Source organism: Tannerella serpentiformis (assembly GCF_003033925.1).
Lineage (GTDB): Bacteria > Bacteroidota > Bacteroidia > Bacteroidales > Tannerellaceae > Tannerella > Tannerella serpentiformis.
In genome coordinates, this window is record NZ_CP028365.1 from 893812 (window position 1) to 908974 (window position 15163).

Annotated in this window: 19 protein-coding genes; 6 read left to right on the forward strand and 13 right to left on the reverse strand. The window is 55.6% G+C overall.

The features are described from left to right. Nucleotides 1–393: 393 nt before the first annotated feature. The 3 genes from C7123_RS03700 to C7123_RS03710 all read right to left on the reverse strand — a co-directional run bounded on the left by C7123_RS03700 (nucleotide 394) and on the right by C7123_RS03710 (nucleotide 3936). Nucleotides 394–2145 carry a phospho-sugar mutase gene (locus tag C7123_RS03700; protein WP_069175816.1) on the reverse strand — a complete coding sequence of 584 codons (1752 nt, stop codon included), beginning with the start codon at nucleotides 2143–2145 and terminating at the stop codon, nucleotides 394–396. A 76-nt stretch (nucleotides 2146–2221) separates the two neighbouring features. Continuing rightward, the gene (locus tag C7123_RS03705; RefSeq protein ID WP_069175817.1) at nucleotides 2222–3217 is read right to left on the reverse strand and encodes an endonuclease/exonuclease/phosphatase family protein; all 996 of its coding nucleotides are present in this window, start codon (nucleotides 3215–3217) and stop codon (nucleotides 2222–2224) included. Continuing rightward, nucleotides 3214–3936: a DUF6261 family protein gene (locus C7123_RS03710; protein WP_069175818.1), complete on the reverse strand. Its 723-nt coding sequence runs from the start codon at nucleotides 3934–3936 to the stop codon at nucleotides 3214–3216. Before C7123_RS03710 ends, C7123_RS03705 begins: the two co-directional genes overlap by 4 nt. Nucleotides 3937–4307: 371 nt before the next feature. Between C7123_RS03710 and C7123_RS13190 the strand changes: the two genes are divergently transcribed. Together C7123_RS13190 and C7123_RS12850 are read left to right on the forward strand one after the other, a co-directional pair. Beyond that, nucleotides 4308–4472, forward strand: a complete 165-nt coding sequence (locus C7123_RS13190; protein WP_162597290.1) for a hypothetical protein — start codon at nucleotides 4308–4310, stop codon at nucleotides 4470–4472. Nucleotides 4473–4559: 87 nt separating this feature from the next. Further along, nucleotides 4560–4760, forward strand: a complete 201-nt coding sequence (locus tag C7123_RS12850) for a hypothetical protein (protein ID WP_159049824.1) — start codon at nucleotides 4560–4562, stop codon at nucleotides 4758–4760. A gap of 9 nt (nucleotides 4761–4769) precedes the next feature. Here the strand turns inward: C7123_RS12850 and C7123_RS03715 are convergent, their stop codons facing one another. The 10 genes from C7123_RS03715 to fabG form a co-directional block, all read right to left on the reverse strand. Further along, nucleotides 4770–5027: a phosphopantetheine-binding protein gene (locus C7123_RS03715; RefSeq protein WP_037983638.1), complete on the reverse strand. Its 258-nt coding sequence runs from the start codon at nucleotides 5025–5027 to the stop codon at nucleotides 4770–4772. A gap of 19 nt (nucleotides 5028–5046) precedes the next feature. Next, nucleotides 5047–5664, reverse strand: coding sequence for a beta-ketoacyl-[acyl-carrier-protein] synthase family protein (locus C7123_RS03720; protein WP_069175819.1), 618 nt, complete (start codon nucleotides 5662–5664; stop codon nucleotides 5047–5049). Between the two features lie 6 nt (nucleotides 5665–5670). Further along, nucleotides 5671–6870, reverse strand: a complete 1200-nt coding sequence (locus C7123_RS03725) for a beta-ketoacyl synthase N-terminal-like domain-containing protein (protein ID WP_237269271.1) — start codon at nucleotides 6868–6870, stop codon at nucleotides 5671–5673. Continuing rightward, the gene (locus C7123_RS03730) at nucleotides 6843–7271 is read right to left on the reverse strand and encodes an acyl-CoA thioesterase (protein WP_107490586.1); all 429 of its coding nucleotides are present in this window, start codon (nucleotides 7269–7271) and stop codon (nucleotides 6843–6845) included. Before C7123_RS03730 ends, C7123_RS03725 begins: the two co-directional genes overlap by 28 nt. A 71-nt stretch (nucleotides 7272–7342) precedes the next feature. Next, on the reverse strand, nucleotides 7343–7909 hold the full coding sequence (locus C7123_RS03735; protein WP_159049825.1) for a hypothetical protein: 567 nt from the start codon (nucleotides 7907–7909) through the stop codon (nucleotides 7343–7345). Between the two features lie 84 nt (nucleotides 7910–7993). Continuing rightward, nucleotides 7994–8440: a pseudouridylate synthase gene (locus C7123_RS03740; protein ID WP_107490587.1), complete on the reverse strand. Its 447-nt coding sequence runs from the start codon at nucleotides 8438–8440 to the stop codon at nucleotides 7994–7996. After that, the gene (locus C7123_RS03745) at nucleotides 8437–9537 is read right to left on the reverse strand and encodes a class I SAM-dependent methyltransferase (protein ID WP_037983646.1); all 1101 of its coding nucleotides are present in this window, start codon (nucleotides 9535–9537) and stop codon (nucleotides 8437–8439) included. The genes C7123_RS03740 and C7123_RS03745 overlap by 4 nt, the downstream gene beginning before the upstream one ends. Beyond that, entirely contained in the window at nucleotides 9534–10424 is an 891-nt protein-coding gene (locus C7123_RS03750; protein WP_069175823.1) for an LpxL/LpxP family acyltransferase, read from the reverse strand. The genes C7123_RS03745 and C7123_RS03750 overlap by 4 nt, the downstream gene beginning before the upstream one ends. Nucleotides 10425–10458: 34 nt before the next feature. Continuing rightward, entirely contained in the window at nucleotides 10459–10698 is a 240-nt protein-coding gene (locus C7123_RS03755) for an acyl carrier protein (protein ID WP_037983686.1), read from the reverse strand. Nucleotides 10699–10795: 97 nt separating this feature from the next. Continuing rightward, nucleotides 10796–11524 (reverse strand): 3-oxoacyl-ACP reductase FabG, encoded by a 729-nt coding sequence (fabG, locus tag C7123_RS03760; protein WP_069175824.1) that lies wholly within the window; start codon nucleotides 11522–11524, stop codon nucleotides 10796–10798. A 196-nt stretch (nucleotides 11525–11720) separates the two neighbouring features. Here fabG and C7123_RS03765 point away from each other — a divergent pair, with 196 nt between their 5' ends. The 4 genes from C7123_RS03765 (at nucleotide 11721) to C7123_RS03780 (ending at nucleotide 15163) form a co-directional block, all read left to right on the forward strand. Then, on the forward strand, nucleotides 11721–12338 hold the full coding sequence (locus C7123_RS03765; protein WP_069175825.1) for an L-threonylcarbamoyladenylate synthase: 618 nt from the start codon (nucleotides 11721–11723) through the stop codon (nucleotides 12336–12338). Between the two features lie 139 nt (nucleotides 12339–12477). Continuing rightward, complete coding sequence (locus C7123_RS03770; protein ID WP_069176421.1) at nucleotides 12478–13041, forward strand: outer membrane beta-barrel protein; 564 nt, start codon at nucleotides 12478–12480, stop codon at nucleotides 13039–13041. An 846-nt stretch (nucleotides 13042–13887) separates the two neighbouring features. Continuing rightward, nucleotides 13888–14685, forward strand: a complete 798-nt coding sequence (locus C7123_RS03775) for a DUF6261 family protein (protein ID WP_069175826.1) — start codon at nucleotides 13888–13890, stop codon at nucleotides 14683–14685. Between the two features lie 166 nt (nucleotides 14686–14851). Continuing rightward, nucleotides 14852–15163, forward strand: a complete 312-nt coding sequence (locus C7123_RS03780; RefSeq protein ID WP_069175827.1) for a HigA family addiction module antitoxin — start codon at nucleotides 14852–14854, stop codon at nucleotides 15161–15163.

Consider the following 15163-nt stretch of genomic DNA (forward strand, 5'->3'; position numbering starts at 1 on the left):
TGGAGATTCTACCTTCTGAAGAGGAGAGTAAGGATAACATTTTCGGAGATCCTACTTTCCGAAGATGAGAGTAAGGATAACTTTTTTGGAAAGCCTACTTTCTGGAGATGATAGTAAGGATAATGTTTTCGGATAATCTACCTCCAGAAGACAAGACTAAGGATAACATTTTTGGAAAACATACTTTCTGGAGATGAGACAAAGAGGTAGATTTTTTAAGGGGTACTTTTCTGGTGAGAGAGTAAGGGATACGTCCGTCTATAAGCAAGCTCGCAGGGCGTCCAGTCGCCCTCTCCATGTCCGACGACAGACGCGAAAAAAGGCACCCCCTACGATAGGGAGTGCCTTTTCAAACAGCTATGCGTGCGCCTGCCGGCTGACGGACAGTTCGGTTCAGATACCGAGCGAAGCCTTGATGGCCTCCACCTTCTCCAAGGCATGTGCCTCGGCGGCATGCAAGTCTTCCACAGAACGGATATGGGGCACGTGCACCTCGATATAGAACTTGATCTTAGGTTCCGTGCCAGATGGGCGGATAGAGACCTTCGTCTGATCCTCCGTGTAATACTGGAGCACGTTCGACGTGGTTGGCATGTGGAGTGAGAAATTCTCACCGTCGGTAAAGCTGTGTCCCTTCAACGACGAGTAATCGTAGAGTGTGACCACCTTAGACCCAGCCAAATCGGTCGGTGGATTGTTGCGGAAACGGGTCATCATGGCCTCGATCTCCTCGGCGCCGCTCTTACCCTTCTTCACCACTGAGATGTTCACCTCCTTCGAGTAACCGTACTCGCGATAGATCTCCTGAAGCAGACGATAAAGTGTCAAGCCCCGATCCTTAGCCCATGCCGCGATCTCGGCGAGCATGCAACAGCCGGATACCGCGTCTTTGTCGCGCACAAAGTCCTCACAAAGGAAGCCGTAGCTCTCCTCGCCTCCACCAATGAATTGCTTCTTGCCCTCATTGCGACGCATAATGTCGGCGATCCATTTGAAGCCCGTGTAGACGTCGTACATCTCCACGCCATTACGCTCTGCGATAGCCCGGATGGTCTCGGACGTGACGATCGTTTTGACGATATACTCCCGCCCAGTGAGCCGACCTGTCTCTTTCCATCGGGTGAGGAGGTAGTAGACGTACAGGATGGCGTTCTGATTGCCGTTCAAAAGCACCCACTCGCCTGCCTCGTTCTTGACGGCCGATCCGACACGGTCGGCGTCAGGGTCGGAGGCTAACACGAGCTCCGCGTCCGTCTCACGCGCCTTCTCGACAGCTAAGCGTAACGCAGCCGCCTCTTCAGGATTGGGCGAGATGACGGTGGGGAAGTCACCACTGATCACGTCCTGCTCTGGCACGTGGATCACGTTAGTGAAGCCGAAGGCCTGGAGCGCTTTGGGGATGATGTGCGTCCCCGTGCCATGAATGGGCGTGTAGACGATCTTCATGTCGTGCTGACGACGGATAACGTCGGGAGAGAGCGAGATGGCGGTCAGATCACGGATGTAGCGCTCATCCATCTCTGCGCCGATGATTTCGATGAGCGACTTATCGCCATGGAAGTGGATGTCGGAGGCGTTGCGGATCTTGTTCACCTCGGCGATGGTGTTCTTGTCGTGCGGTGCGATCATCTGTGCGCCGTCGTCCCAATAGGCCTTGTAGCCGTTGTATTCCTTGGGATTGTGCGAGGCTGTGATGATGATGCCGCTCTGGCAACCAAGATGGCGAATGGCATACGAGGTCTCGGGCGTCGGACGGAGGGCGTCGAAGAGGTAAACCTTGATGCCGTTGGCTGAGAATATATCGGCCGAAATCTCAGCGAATCGACGGCTGTTGTTTCGACAGTCATGGCCGATGACAACCTTAATCTGCGGCAGTTCCGCGAACTCCTTCTTCAGGTAGTTCGAGAGGCCTTGCGTGGCGGCTCCCACGGTGTAGATGTTCATGCGATTGGTGCCCACGCCCATGATGCCGCGCAGGCCTCCGGTGCCGAACTCCAAGTCTTTGTAGAAGGCCTCGATGAGGTCCGTCGGGTCGTCCTTGTCGAGCAGGGCTTGCACCTCGCGACGGGTCTCTTCGTCATACTCCGGGCCCAGCCAGACCTGAGCTTTCTTTCTCACGATTTCCAATAATTCCGAATTCTCCATAATGATGTGATGATTATATGATGATGAATGAATGGGTTCACAAATGTACGGGCTTTCCGTTACGGTCATTTGCGACTCATCGGAATGTGGCCACGATCGGCAGATGGTCGCTGAAGCCGCCTTCGTAGCGAAAGCCGTTGTAGATGCGATGTGGGCGACGGGAACGACGCCGACCGTCGTCGGTGAGCAGGAAGTCAGGAGCAAAGACACGTGCCGATATGACGCGTTCGGCCAGCAGGGGACTGACGAGCATTTGATCCAACTGCGCCCATGCGCCGCGGTAATAATGACTGCCTGCGAAGCCTGTCCGGTGCGGATCGGAGAAGAGGTTCGTGAGGCGGAGATGACGTGCGCCGCCGTCGGTCATGAGGTGGATGCTGCGATCTGTGGGCGTATCGTTGAAGTCGCCCATGACGATCAGCTGTGGGCGGCGACGCGAACGACCGAGCGAGTCGCAGAGCCGACGTACGCATCGCGCAGCATCTATCCGATCCGGTTCGGATGCCTTCCGACCGTTGCGACGCGAGGGGAAATGGCAGACGATGACGTCGAGCGTATCCCCCGAGGCGATGCGTCCCCAAGCGTGAAGCAGGTCGCGCGAGCGTTTCGCACGATCAGCAAAGGGGATGCGCACGGAACGCCAACCGAGCAATCGGAATCGGTCCTGACGGTAGAGCAGCGCATTGTTGATGCCACGCGGATCGTTGCCGCGGGTGATGCAACTGCGGTAGCCCTCACTACGCAGCTGCGTATGGCGGATGAGCTGCTGGAGGACGGCCTCGTTCTCCACCTCACACAGCCCCACGAGGGCCGGTGACTCCCATGCACCAGCTGCCAGAATGACACGTGCCGTCTGTTCCAAATGGCTGCGGTAGCGCTTCTGTGTCCAGTGGCGTGTGCCATCGGGCAGGAACTCGTTGTCGTTCGTATGCGGATCGTCGGACGTATCGAAGAGGTTCTCAACGTTGTAACTCATCACTTGGAATGCGCCCTCGCGTGGCTTTTTCTTCGCGCAGGCTCCCGTGGAGAGGAGTAGCAGCAGGGAGATGCAGAGCAGTGAAAAGCGCTTCATGCCTCGGTCTTGTCTGTTGGGGCGACTGCCACTTTGTCTTTCTTCCGATCGTTCTTGTAGACGATCGCGGCGGCTTTTACCAGCTCGTTGACTTCGCCATAAATCATATCCCAACCCTCCAGGCTGCGCATGGCCGTCAGGAGGTTGATGTAGTCGCGCAGGGCACGCTCCAACCGACGACGGATGGCCGTGGCCGATGGTGTGGCACGCAGGGCCGCGTTGGCTGAAGCCTGCTCAGCGTAGAGGTCCTCAAAGCCCTCATAGAGCGCTTTCAGCTCATCGAAGGCGGGTTTTAGCTTCAGCTTTTTGAGTCGCTCGGCATGCTCCGGCTTCTCCAGTTCCTCGACCAGCAGCTTCATCTCGGCCGATTTCTCCGCATAGTTCATCCGCCGAATATCAAACCGCCTCATGACCTTATACAGCTCCGCGGCATCCTTATAATCAGCCAGCAGCGGCATCTCGCCATAAGCCTTGAGATAGGCTCGAAGCCGTTGGTAAGCCTTCGTGCGCGCCGCATCAGCCGCCAGCACACTGCGTCCCTTTTGGCTGTAGGCGGGCTTCGTGTACGCCTGGGTGTATTCCCTTGACTCGTCTTCGAGCTTCTTGAGCAGCACGTGTTCTTCCGGCAACTTGTACGTGCCGCTTTTGGAAGCCTGAATCACTTGCTGTGCCAGCACTCCGAGGTTCTTTGTTTTGATTTTGTGGAAGGATATCTGCATGGTTCTTGGATGAAAACGGGCGCAAGGTAGGCCTTTTGCCACTCGTCGACAATCACCTTTCCCGTTCAGGGTGAAAAACTTCTCCCGCGTTTTTTCCGTATGCAACTGGCTGGAGCATGTCACCTGCCGATATTCTTCTTTCTCCATTGACCATAAGATTAACTCCTTCCGTAATTTACCGCCATGCAATTGATTTACGATCAATGACTTTGGTAATTGATTGCCCTGCAAATGATTTCCGATCAATGAACGTAGTAATTTATTATCATGCAAATGCTTTGCGATTAATGAATACGATAATTTATCGCCATGCAAATGATTTGTGAGAAATGACTTTGGTAATTGATTACCATGCAAATGCTTTGCGATCAATGAACGCAGTAATTTATTATCATGCAAATGATTTCCGATCAATGACTGAGATAATTTATCGCCATGCAAATGCTTTGCGATCAATGAACGCGGTAATTGATCTCCATGCAATTGCTTTGCGAGAAATTATTGCGGCAATTTATCGCCATGCAACTGATTTGTGAGAAATGACTGCGGTAATTGATCGCCATGCAAATGCTTTGCGATCAATGAACGCGGTAATTGATCTCCATGCAAATGCTTTATGAGAAATGACTGCAGTAATTGGTCTCCATGCAAATGATTTGCGATCAATGAACGCGGCAATTTATTACCATGCAAATGATTTGCGAGAAATGACCGACGAAGGAATTCCTACGCAAGTTGTTTCCGAACGTCGGACAGAAAAAGAAAGCTCCCGCCGGAGGATCTTTGATGTGATCCTTGGGGCGGGAGCTTTACGCATTCGGTGAGCGTGTCCGCTACTTCGTGCGATTGGCTTGGATAAATTCGGCCATCGTGCGGACGGAGCGGAATATCTCTTTGCCCTGTGCGGGGTCTTTGAGCTTGATGCCGTAGTTCTTCTCCAGGAGCACGATCAGCTCCAGGGCGTCGATGGAGTCGAGGCCGAGGCCGCCGCCAAAGAGCTCGTCGTCGGTGGCGATGTCCTCCGGCTTGACGCCTTCGAGGTTCAGGACGTTGATGATTTCGTTCTTTAATTCTAAGATCAATTCTTCCATTGTAGTCTATAATAAGTAGTTAGGGGAACAGTTGGAGGAGGGCCTCGGGCGTCAGCTCGGGGCTATTTCCATGAGGCCGGTCGACGCAAAGCACGGCCCGAGCGTCAAGGCGATCGGTGTCGATGTCGATCCACCCGACAAAGACGCGATGAAGGTCGGCGTCGGCGATTGTTTCGCGGACGATGTGACAAATTGTCTCGGGGTTGAAGGCACGCAGGACGTAAAAGGCGGTCTCGCCCTGTATGTGATGTCGGATCGCGATCTCGCCCGTGACGATGTTCGGCAACGTGTAGACAAAGTCCGACGGCGAGGGGAAAAAGTCGTCGCCCGCGGGGATGGTGCGCTGATAAGCCCGATCAGCAGCGAGCGAGGCGGTGCTGTTGAAGCAGATGAGGCCCATCTCCTCGCCTGAAGGGTCGGCCTCAGCGGGCTGCGGGAGGATCAGCTCCGCGGCCAAGAATCCGAGGCGCGAAAGGGGGTCCATCTTGTAGAACTTGCGATAATCGATGCCCATGCTTCGGAACGCATCGGCCAAAAAGTCAGTTCCGGAAGCGTGTCCATCGGAGGCTTCGAAGCGCGTCTGACCGTCTACCATAACGCGGCGGTCGTGAATGCGACAGGATTTCTGGATATACATCATGGGTCAGCAGTCAGGAAGGGAAACGAGTAGGGCGGCGTTGCATCCGCCAAAACCGGAGAGCATTTTGATGCAGCGGCGGGCCGTGATGGGCGCCGTGGCGTTGGTGACACGGATCGGGTGAGTGACTCCGAGCGTGTGGAAACCGGCGGTAGGGAGCGCGATGCCTGCGCGCAAAGACTCCGCGGCGAGGATGGTCTCAAGCACACCGGCGGCACCCAGCGTGTGACCCAGATAACCCTTGAGGCTGTTCACGGGCACGCGGTCGAGGGCGGCACGGGTGAGGGCGACGGACTCCATCTCGTCGTTGTAAGGCGTGGCTGTGCCGTGGGCATTGACGAAAGCGACCTCGTCCGTGAGGCGTTCCTCGGGGATGTGGCGGAGGATGTGCCGGAGGGCACGGAAGCACCCTTCGCCCGTTCGCGAAGGGCCGGAGATGTGGTTGGCGTCGTTGCGGATGGCTCCATCGGTGAGCAGCACGTCGGAGGGCTCCAGATTGTTCACGGCTCGACGGGTAAGGATGACGGTGGAGGCCGCCTCGCCGAGGTTCAAGCCCGTCCGATCGGCGTCGAAGGGCCGACAGGGCTCGGGGGAAAGCGCTTTGAAGGATTGGAAGCCCGAGACGACGAAGCGCGAAAGCATGTCTGCGCCGATGACGATGGCCGTATCGATGCGACCCGCCAACAGTTCGCGACGAGCCGCAATGAGTGCAGCGGCACCGGAGATGCAGGCGTTGGAGATGACGAGCGGGGGCGTGATATTGCCGAAGAAATGCGCAATGCGGTAGGCGGTGTGCCAGAGGTAGAGTTGGTCGGCGCTGTGGCCAGCCGTCTCACGTGGGTCGAGCAGATGGACGTTGCCCTTCGTGGTGGAGAGGAAGAAGCGGACGCGCAAAGTGGTCGGGTCGATGTCCGTCTGACGGAGCGCGTCATCCGCAGAAACGATGGCTGCCTGCTCGAATCGGGTATAGGCGCCGTCTGGCCAGGTAGGCGGATGCAGTCGGTCGAAAGCCTCGTCCAGTCGTGCGCGGTCGATGAGGGACGCCATGAACGGTTCGGGCAAGTCGAAGTGGTCAGACTGCAGGCTCAGGCCGGTGCGTCCCTGACGGATGTTGTCGAACACCTCGTCGGTCGTTAAGCCGAGCGCAGAGACGATGTTAGTGGCCTCAAAGACGGTGGTCATAGCTGGCCGTGACGGATTTTCCATGCTTCGTAAAAAGGGGGATTGGTCCAAATCAGTTGATAATTGAGGTCGAGGAAGACCTGTGTGGAGGAGCCAGTGGCGATGAGCGTGTCGGCCTCGTCGAGGCGATGGATGGCATAGTCAAAGACCACCTTGGCCGCGGGCGTGTTGCGGTAGGTGATGACCGTGCGAGCGCGTTCGCCGTGGCGAAGGGGTTGGCGGTAGCTGAATTGCAGATCGACAAGCGGGGCGTAGCAACCATTTTCGACATAGCTCGAATAGCTCAGCCCGAAGACACGCCCGAACTCCTCGCGAGCGTCCTCGAAATAGAGGGCGTACGAGCCATGCCAGACGATGTGCATCGAATCGACCTCACTGAAGCGGATGTCGAAGGTCTTGGATGTTTGAAGGACGGGAGAAGTCAAAAGTGGAGAGAGGTCAAGAGGAGTAATTAGAAGAAAAAGGCGGCAAGCATCTGGCGCTTGCCACTTGTTACTTACCGGCCGAGGGCATTGAGGCGGAAGCCAATGCTAACGTAGGGCGTGAAATAGTCGCTACGCCCATCGGTGCGCGTGAGCATATGCTTGACGCCAAGGCCAACGTAGGCGTTGACAAAGCGATTCTGTTCGCCAAGGTAGAGGCGCGCGCCAGCGTCGTAATAGTAGAAGCTCCAAGGATCGGTCTTACTCTTGAGTGAGCAGCCCGCCTCGCCATTGAGGCGAAGGCGCCAAAGCGAGCGTTGGATGGCGTTCCATCCGGCGCCGACTCCGACGGTGCCCGTATTTTCGTAAGTGCTATGGAGGCCGGGACTATCGCCCCGGAAGAGGCCGGTGGTCAGCGTGAGGGGGACGTAAGCAGAAAAACGCGGGGTGAAGGCGTAGCCAAACGACACATTCAAGTCGCGCGAAGTGAAGTGATAGTCGCTACCGTTCAATGAACCGGTGCCAAAGGAGGCTCCAAGCTCGGTGTGAAACTTAGCGGGGGTTGAGGCACTCTGCGCCCGCAGCGTGCCGACGGCAACAAGCAGGGTTGCCATGATAAAAAGCAGAATTCTCTTGTTCATATTGTTTATAGTTACGGGTTAGGGAGCCACAAGTGCCAGATACTCGTAACTCGTAGTTTACGATTTGTAGGCCAGTCAGGGCGTTTAAGCTGTTGTCGGTACACGGTCGGTCAGGAAGATCTTCATGCTACACGTGGCGATGGTCTCACCGCTCGCTTCGACGACAGTCTCAACGAGTGTGGTGGAGAAGATGTCCTCCTTCACCTCGACGGTTGTGGTGAGCATCTCGCCTATGCGCGGCGCACGGAGGATGTGCAGCGGACGGATCATGCCGATGAAGCCGATCTTGACCATGCCATCGCGTGAAGGTTCCGTCTTTTCGCGATAGCCCATCCTCGCAGCACATGTTTGGGCTATAATCTCCACGAGTGCAGCCTCTTCCACGCGTCCATCTCCGGTGCAGAAGATGTTGTCGGGGCGGATAGTAAACTCAGATCGGGCCACGACAGGATCGTAGTAGATCAGCCGATCGACCATAACGAAAGGTGGGCGCTGCGGCAGCAGTTCGAGGATGTCGAAGGGACGAATCACGACCGCTCAGCGGGTTTCCGACAGACAAGAATCGAGTGGCCGCCCTTTAGACCATCGTGGATCGTCTCCACCTCCAGTCCGCCCGCGTGGATGCAGCGTATGAGGTCGTCGGAATGGTACATCTTGCTGTTGCCATTGGCCATGACGGTGAAGTAAAGGCTGATCTGCGTCAGGCAGAAGGCTGCAATGTCGTTCGACTGCCTATCCCAGAGCGTTTCCATGACATAGAGGCGGGTGCGATCTGTCATCGCCTCCGCGGCACGTCGTATGATGCTCGTGATTTCACCTTCCGAGAAGCAATCGAGGAACTGACTCATCCAAATAGCGTCTGCCCCGGTGGGGAAGGGGGCCGTAACGTCGAGTAAGTCGATGGCGTAGCCTTCGATGCGATCTGCACCGCGGCGATCAGCCATCTGACGGCGCACCATGTCGAGCTGTTGCGGCAAATCCATGATTGTCACATGCACATCGGGGGAATAATCCACGCAGCGTGCGGCCCATCGGCCCGTATTCCCACCTACATCGAGCAAGCGTTTCGGTCGTTGGGCAAAGACGATCTCTAATGCCTCGTCGAAAGAGTGATCCGAATAGAAATGATCGAAGCGGAACCAACTTTCACGTGCCGGATCGGGCAACTCGGAGAGGCCCTCGTAGATCGTTTTCCAATCGCCAAACACGCGCAAGCCTTCTGGCTTACCTTCAAGGAGCGCCTGCTCCATGCGATGCAAACCGAGGTAGTTGACATCATGGTTAAAGTCGATGTTCACGGCAATGAGCGGATCTGTAAGTAGGATCCAGCCCAGCTTTGAGAGCACAAATCGATCGTCTGTGCAGCAAACCATCCCGGCCGTGAGGGCCGACTCAAGAAGTACCTGCACCGCATAGTGCGAAAGCGCTGGGGAGCGTTCGGTAAGCTCCTCCAGCGTCAAGCCTTGGCGTGCTTCATTCAATAAAGCGAAGAGACCGAACTTGCGCATGAGTCTTGCCACCTGAAAAGTGACTGGCGCAAAGGCGATCTCGTGTGCTCGCCGTTGTGCCTCGAGGATCCTCATCCGATCTTTGGTAAAAGTCCGCTCAAGAGCGGGTGACATTTTCATCTTTTCCAGAACGTATAAAAGTTAAACCATTGTTCGGGGTAACGCCGCACGATGCGTTCGAGTTCATGGGCATAGGCGCGGGTCATGGACTCGATGCGTTCGCGTTTTGTTCCCCCTGCGGGCGAAGGGATGCGAGAAACATGGATGCGATAGCCTGAGGCCGAGACCTTCAGCACGAACATAGCCAGCACAGGCACCCCAAATTGCTCAGCCAACACGAATGCGCCGATGGGGAAGTCAGCTGGCGCACCGAGGAAGTCGCACGTCACACACTTGCTACTGCCCAGCGTGCGATCGCACGGCATACTTACCATCTCGCCCCCTTGTAACGCCTCGTTGACGAGGAAGATGTGCGACAAATCGTCCGATACGGGGATGGCGCGGATGTTATTCCGCTCCAATATTTTGATGCGATTTTTCTGCACTTCCTTAGCTTCACCGCCATAGATGAGGCAATTGATGCGCTTTTTCTGCTGACTCAGCAGGTAACCACTCAACTCCGGATTGCCCACATGGGCGCTGGCCACGATGCAGCCCTCTGGCCGATCGAGCATGGCGAGAAAAAGCGGGTTATCAGGGTTATCGACGCTGAATTTTGCCCTTCCAGCATAGACCGCAAACCGATCCAGCATGGCCTGACCAAAAAGGAAATGGTTGCGGTAGGTCTTGAGCAATGATTTCAGCGGTCCATAGCCGTGACGACGGCGAAAATAGCCGTAGATGGCCACGTAACCCTTGTGATGAAAGAGCATATAGAAGGGGACGACGAAGGCCAGCAGGACGTAGCCGATGCGGACGTCGAGGATGGACAGCATGACCTTCATGGCCTTCTGTCCGAGCGTCGTGCCGCCCGTTACGCCGTCCCATTCGTCGCTTTTCTGCACCATCGTGACGCCTTGATCGATCCTTCCAGTCTCGTCTTTAGAGCTTCGATTCGATATAGTTGTAGAAGGCACCCACCGTCTTCACGTCGGCCATCTCTTCGGGCTTGATTTTGAAGCCAAAAGTGCGCTCGACAATCACAACGATGTCCACAAAATCCAGGCTGTCTAACCCCAGATCCTCCTTCAGCAAGGCCTCAGGTTTGATCTTCTCCGCCTCGATCTCCATCTCTTCCACTAAAAAGTCGTTCACCTTCTCTTCTATCTCTCTTCTTTCCATCTTTATCTCTATAGTCTTCTTGATTGTTTCGTGTATGTGTCCTATACCTTATATATACCTCCCCCAGGGAAGGGAATTTTAGGCCCAAAGAAGCCCTTCACAAGAGGCCTCCGTTGATAGATATGACCTGCCCAGTGATGTAATCGGCCCTGTCTGAGGCTAAAAAGCCGACCAATGCGGCCACCTCGTCCGGCCTACCGAAACGCCCCGCAGGGACAGTCTGCTTCAGCGTCGCCTCGTCCAGATCTTTCGTCATATCGGTCGCAATAAAGCCCGGGGCGACGGCATTCACCGTCACATGACGCCGCGCCACCTCCTGCGCCAGGGCTTTCGTGGCGCCGATCACGGCCGCCTTAGCCGCCGAATAGTTCGTCTGGCCCGGCATACCCTTCAAACCGGACAGGGAGACCATATTGATGATGCGTCCATGGCGGCGCATCAGCATGTCCTTCAGCACGCGGCGGGTGACATAGAAAAAGCCATCGACGGAGGCATTGATCACCTCGTGCCAATCCTTATCCTGCATGAAGATCATCATCGCGTCTTGACGAATACCCGCATTGTTGACCAGCACCTCGATCGCATCCTCCGGGTGACCCGCTTCCCAAGCCTCCAAGGCAGCATCTACCGCCGCAGAGTCGGCCACATCGAACGGAATCACCTCTGCCACTCCGCCGCGAGCCCTCACCTCAGCCTCGACTTCGGATGCCGCCTCGAGGTTAGCCCGACAATTGATCAGCACCGCGTATCCCGCGGCCGCCAACTCCAGACAAACGGCCCGCCCAATGCCTCGTGAGCCCCCTGTAACCAACGCATATTTCGCCATAACTACATTCGCTTATCTTACTAATAATCGCCCATCTACGGATGGAGCGGGCGCAAAAGTAGAAAAAATGCCACACGGCAAATCTGGCTAATCATGCGGGAAAATTAGCCCCTCAGCACACCCCCTCTGGGGGCTTTCATCATGTATCACTGCCCAAAGTCTCTACTTTTGCCACCCTCATCAAACAGCCCATACCATGCTTCTAAAAATTTACCCCAACAACCCCAACCAGAAGGATCTGGATCGCGTCGCCAGCACCTTGCGTGACGGTGGACTTGTCATCTATCCCACCGACACGCTCTATGCCATCGGTTGCGACGCCCTCAACGTCCGCGCCGTGGAGCGCATTTGCCGCATCAAGGGCGTCGACCCGCAAAAGAGCAAGCTCTCCATCGTCTGCCATGACCTCTCCGAGGCCGGCGCCTACACGCGCATCGATAACGATGCCTTCAAACTCCTCAAGCGCCACCTTCCCGGCGCCTTCACCTTCATTCTGCCCGCCGGCGCCGACCTTCCGCGCATCTACAAAAGCCGACGCGAGGTAGGCCTACGCATCCCTGACAACCCCATAGCCCTCGAGCTGGTCCGCACACTGGGAAATCCCCTCCTCACCATGTCCGTCCACGACCCCGCCAGCGACAATGAGGAGCCGGAATACCTCACCGACCCCGAGCTTATCCATGAAAAGTTCGACGGACGTGTCGACCTCGTCATCGATGGCGGCATCGGCCGCACCGAAGGCTCCACCGTGGTCGATTGCACCGCTTCCCCCTTCACCATCCTGCGCCAAGGTCGAGGCGCCATCGACCTCTGACCCTTTGTTTATCTGTCTCTTTTTGGGCTCACTACAAACCGACTTACAAAAAACCGCATACCTTTGCCGCGGCAGTATCCGAAAAGCCCATATGAATAGAGTAGGAATGAAAAAAACCAAACAAAGAGAACAAAACAGTATGAAGAAATTTCTGATGAGTGCGATTGTATTCGCACTGTGCTCCATCGGAGCAGCAAATGCACAGCTCGAGAAAGGTAGCGTATTGGTTGGTGGAAGCATCGGCGACATTCAGTTCGGTCTGGGTAGCGGCAGCTACTTCTCGCTCAACCTCACTCCGCGTGTAGGCTATTTCGTGCAGGACAACTTGGCCTTTGGTGCCAAAGTGAATGCCGGCTTCACCGGTCAGCGCGGTGGCAACACCACGTTCAGCTATGGCCTCAACGCCTTCGGTCGTTACTATCTCGGCAATAAAGAGGTAGAGATCGGCCCAAAAGAAGGCCACTTCTTTGGTGAAGTCGGCGTCGGTCTGGGTGGTGTCCAAGGTGCACCAGTTGGATTCAACGTCAACTTTGGTCCTGGCTACGCTTACTTCCTGAACGAGCACGTAGCGCTTGAAGCATTGGCACTCTACAACGGCCAGTTCGGCAAAGGCTCCGTAAACGGTCTTTCGCTCAACGTAGGTCTCCAGATCTACCTCCCAGTTTCCAAACTGGAAGCTCGTGCTAAGAGCTTGAAGAAGTAATCCTCGGGCCAACGTAACTATTACACTTGTCAATCTGTCTGGTGTGCAACCCGACGCCGAGGGTAGCCACCGAGATTCAGCAGGGGGGAGAGTCACAACCGACTCTCTTCCCTGCTCTCTTTTTGTCCCTCCCCAACGCATAGGCATCCTTCCCCCTTCCGCGGCTCATTTCGGAATGTCCACCTACATGAAAGAGGTAAACGCGGTTGATCTCGGAATGCCCATCAACATGGAACTGCCTCCAGCGACTGATTTCGGAATGCCCATCAACTTGGAAGAGATAAACGTGGCTGATCTCGGAATGCCCATCAACATGGAAGAGGTAAACGCGGCGTGTTTCCCTATGTAGCAGCCGTAAGAGTCGAGAGAAAGAGACTGTTTCCTAATCTATACGCCGTATGGCTCTACAAAAAGAAGCTGTTTCTCACTTCATACACGGTATAAGTTCACCGAAAGACGCTGTTTTGCACCTCATACGCGGTATGATCTAAGAAATAGAGTCTGTTTTGCATATCATACGCCGTCAAACTCCCTCGAGATCCTCTTTTGAGGGCACTTTACGGCGTACACATCACGAAAAAGAGGCTATTTCCAGACCTATACCAGGTATGAATAGAGAAACAGAGGCCGTTTGGGGACTCTTACCAAGTATGAATAACGAAAAAGAGCCTCTTTACGGACTCATACGGGTGCTGAATCACGCGAAAGAGGCTTTTTCGAGCATACGACCTCGTACGCTTACCGAAAAGCGACAATTTATTTCATTTGTAGGCGCTAACGATCGGGAAACGCGACGCGTGAGGCACTCCGATCGAGGTGTCAATCCCCATATCCATCAAAAACGAGATGAAGCACACGATTCAGATCAAGAAAATCGGCTTAGACAAGTTAGACAACGCACTCCACGCACGATTCCACTGCGAGGCGTGCGACTTGGTGCGCGAGGTGAACGCAAAAACGACCGACATACCGACCGAATTATCCGACGAGTGGTATGCCCTGGCCCGTAAAGAGATCGATCAGGCCGTCGAGATCCGCGCCACGGTCTATACCAAGGCTATGCACGAAAAGGATGCGGAACGTACGCGAGCCGCGACGTTTATCCTCGGTATCGTGCGCATCATGCGGCTCTCGCCCGACAAGGCGCAGGTGGAAGCTGCCCACGCGCTGCACATCGTGACACGTCAGTTCGTGCGACTCCAGAACCTCTCCACCGATCGCCGATCGGCCGACCTGCTATCGCTCATCTACGACCTGAAAAAGCCTGAGCACACCGCACACATAGGGCGCCTCGGCCTCACCGCGGCATTAGAGGCGCTGGAAAGGCTCGACGGGGAGTACTTAACGCTGAGTCGACAGCGTCGAGACGAGCGTGTGGAGCAAAAGGAGCAACCCGCTATGCTTGAAGTGCGGCACCAGTCGGACGAGATCTATCAGCACATCATCATGCTGCTCCAAATGGCCTACCTCAAAGCCAATTCCGAGGCCTCGCGTACGGAGCTCGAGGCCCTGGCCGAACGTCTCACCGCCCTCACCGCCCGCATCAACACCTCCTACAAGCAGAGCCTCTCGCAACGTCGTGCCCGCCGCCAAAAAGCTACGGGGACGGAGGAGCCGAAGGAGGTATCTTTGCCCACGAATTAGGCGAGCGAAAGAGAGATGGAGATCACGTTTGATAAGGCGTATCTGAAAGAACTCTACGAGACGGGAAAGACGGGCGCATCGAGTTCAAGACAGAGCGAGTCGTCTCCGAGACGGTCGTCACGATCTGCAACATCATAGAATTGTCGAATCATTATCAATAACAGCAATGGGAAATTTAGGCTACGGCTATACCCCGACGCATCCGGGGGAAGTGTTGCGGGATGAGATCGAATGCCGGGGCATCTCGCTTTCACGCTTGGCGCGACAAATGGGCGTCTCCTATCGGGCGCTGAATGATATACTGAACGAGCGGCGGTCGCTTACGACACGGACGGCCATGCGCTTTGAGGCAGCGCTGAACGTGCCAGCCGATTCTCTGATGCGCCTGCAATTGAAGTACGATCTGCACATGGCTCAGACCGACAAGAAGCTCAGCGGCACGTTAGCACGGATACGTCAGGCAGCAGCTGTTCTCTGA